Raw genomic sequence first — 2,382 nt, forward strand, 5'->3', positions numbered from 1 at the left:
GCCCCACCCGGAGCCTCACGCCACCCGCCACCCCTGAAAACCGCACGCCTTTCTCGGCTGCTGCGGGAGCGGAGGTGCACCACGCAGTGGCCGCCGGAGGCGTGCAGTGGACCGGCGGGTGTCATTGGTCCTGGGCGTCGGGCTCTGCTTTTTGTGGGGGCGTGGCCCACCGCCGAGCGGTCATCCGAGGGATGCCGGTCAGGTACTCGACGGTGCGCCAGGACTGGGCGTCCTCGTAGAGGGCGTGCAGGACGAGTCCGCCGAGCATCGAATTTCGGCCGCGCCGGCGCCACGTCTCCTGGGCGGCGGTGATGAGGTCGGCGCGGAGGTCGCCGGTCTGCTGAGAGGGAGGGATGAGCTCGTCTAGGGCCTCCCGCTGGGCGCTGGTCATGACAGGGTCCTCTCGCTCTTGGTGTCTCATGCTAGGCATTGTCTCGCATCTCCGTGTCCTATGAGTGGGACGCAAGTCGTGCTAGTCTTGTGCTAATGGTGGGCAAGAATGGCGACGAGAGGCGGAGGACGTGCGTAGCTATCCGATCGACACCGACCGCGTGACCCTGATCAGCACCGGCACTGTGACGCCGGTGGCGAAGTGGGTCGAGTTGTCTGACGGCTCGCGCCGCCCGGACCCGCAGGGCCGCCAGGACACCGACGAGCACGGCCGCGGCCTGTGGCGGGTCGAGGCCCTGACCCCGGCCGACCAGGACGACGAGCGGGACAAGAGCGCTGTCGTCGAGATCCTGATCGCCTCCCACGACCGCCCGGCGGTGGGCTCGCTCGGTCAGCCGCTGCACTTCGACGGCCTGGTGATGACTCCCGGCTATGTGCAGCGCAAGACCGGTCAGCTCACCCCGCCGCGCTGGTCGGCGGACGGTATTCGTGGGCAGGTCGGGCGTGGTCGTAAGCCTGAGGGCGAGGCGGCCTGACATGGGCCTCTGGGCGAGGAGGGATCGGGCGGTCGATGAGCGTGAGGCCGATGGCCTGTGGTGGTCGTGGCGGCAGGCGTGCGAGGGCGCCGGGCTGTGCTGCCGGGTCGACACCGTCTCCGGCGCGACGGTTGTCGTGCCGCAGCTGGTCGACATCGTCCTGGGCCCGCCGACGGTGCTGACGATCAAGCTCCTGCCTGGTCAGCTGGTTGCCGATCTGCGCCGGGTGGCGCTGCGCATCGCCCCGCACCTGGGCGCGGCCGCGCTGTGCATCTCCCCGCTGGGGCAGATCCATGCCCGGGTCGAGCTGCTCGGCGTCGACCCGCTCGAGGGCACCGTGAGCCTGGTCCTACCCGCCGCTCCGGGCCGGATCGCGCTCGGGGTGGACGAGACGGCCCGGGACCTCGTGCAGTCCTGGGCCGACGATGTCGCGCACACGATCGTGCAGGGCGTCACCCGCTCTGGGAAGAGCGTCTGGACCTACGGGCTGCTGGCTCAGCTCGCCGCTGACCCGTTGGTCATGATCTGCGGGTCGGACCCGACCGGGCTGCTGTGGCGTCCGTTCGCCGGGACTCGACACGCTGCTCTGCAGGTCTCCGGTGTCGACGACCCCGGCGCCCACGAGGCCCTGCTCCAGGCGCTCGTCGCCGACATGGCCGCGCGCATCGCCGCGATGCCCGCCGACCGCGACACCGTCGCGATCACCACCGACCAGCCGCTGCGAGTCGTCGTCCTTGAGGAGCTGGCCGCGCTCTACCGGGTCGCCGACGCCGCGTCGACGACCAAGGACCCGATCGGCAAGCGCATCCGGTCGCTGGTCGGGCGTCTGCTCGCCGAGGGCGCGAAGGCCGGTTACCGGCTGGTGCTGATCGTGCAGCGCGCTGAGGCCGTGATCGTCGGGGCGTTCGAGCGCGCCATGTGCTCGCTGCGGATCAGCTTCCGCACCGACAACCGTGCCAGCGTCGAGCTGTTGCACCCCGGCGCCCCGGCCGAGGTGGCCGACCGGCACACCACTGCTCGCCCCGGTGTCGCGCTGCTGTCGGCCCCCGGTGAGGAGCTGACCCGGTTCCGTGCCCCCTACCTGCACGGATACCCCGACTACGTCGCCGCGATCCGGTCGGCGTGCCCGCCGGAGGGACCTGGTGTCACCGCGCTCGCGGCCTAGGGCCAAGATTCAGGGCGCGAAGATTCACACCTTCACTGCATATGGCGATGCGCCGCTGCCAGACCCGGAGATCGAACCCTCCGAATTGGCACCACGAGCGGCCCCAAAGAGAGAAAGGGCGGCTCGATGGCTGCGGCGCATGCTCCCCACACCGTAAGCCCTCTCCCCGTGCTGGGTCGAGTCGGCTCCACGAAGGCCGTGACGCTCCCCGGAGACGGTGCACCACGCCGACACACCCACGAGGCCCGAGAGGCCGTCTCTGGCGCTCTCAGGGCTCTGCGCGGTGCTGCC

Annotated in this window: 3 protein-coding genes; 2 read left to right on the plus strand and 1 reads right to left on the minus strand. The window is 70.7% G+C overall.

Going from position 1 to position 2,382, the window contains the following annotated elements; genetic code table 11:
- Positions 1-121: 121 nt before the first annotated feature.
- A complete protein-coding gene (locus tag Ae505Ps2_RS34385) occupies positions 122-391 on the minus strand; it encodes a hypothetical protein (protein WP_075313538.1) in 270 nt (89 codons plus the stop codon).
- 130 nt (positions 392-521) lie between these two features.
- On the opposite strand from Ae505Ps2_RS34385, the gene Ae505Ps2_RS34390 reads away from it, so the two are divergent.
- The gene (locus tag Ae505Ps2_RS34390; protein WP_075554438.1) at positions 522-926 is read left to right on the plus strand and encodes a hypothetical protein; all 405 of its coding nucleotides are present in this window, start codon (positions 522-524) and stop codon (positions 924-926) included.
- Position 927: 1 nt separating this feature from the next.
- Positions 928-2,091: a hypothetical protein gene (locus tag Ae505Ps2_RS34395; RefSeq protein ID WP_075554445.1), complete on the plus strand. Its 1,164-nt coding sequence runs from the start codon at positions 928-930 to the stop codon at positions 2,089-2,091.
- The last annotated feature ends 291 nt before the right edge of the window (positions 2,092-2,382 follow it).

The organism is Pseudonocardia sp. Ae505_Ps2, assembly GCF_001932425.1.
Taxonomy (GTDB): Bacteria; Actinomycetota; Actinomycetes; order Mycobacteriales; family Pseudonocardiaceae; genus Pseudonocardia.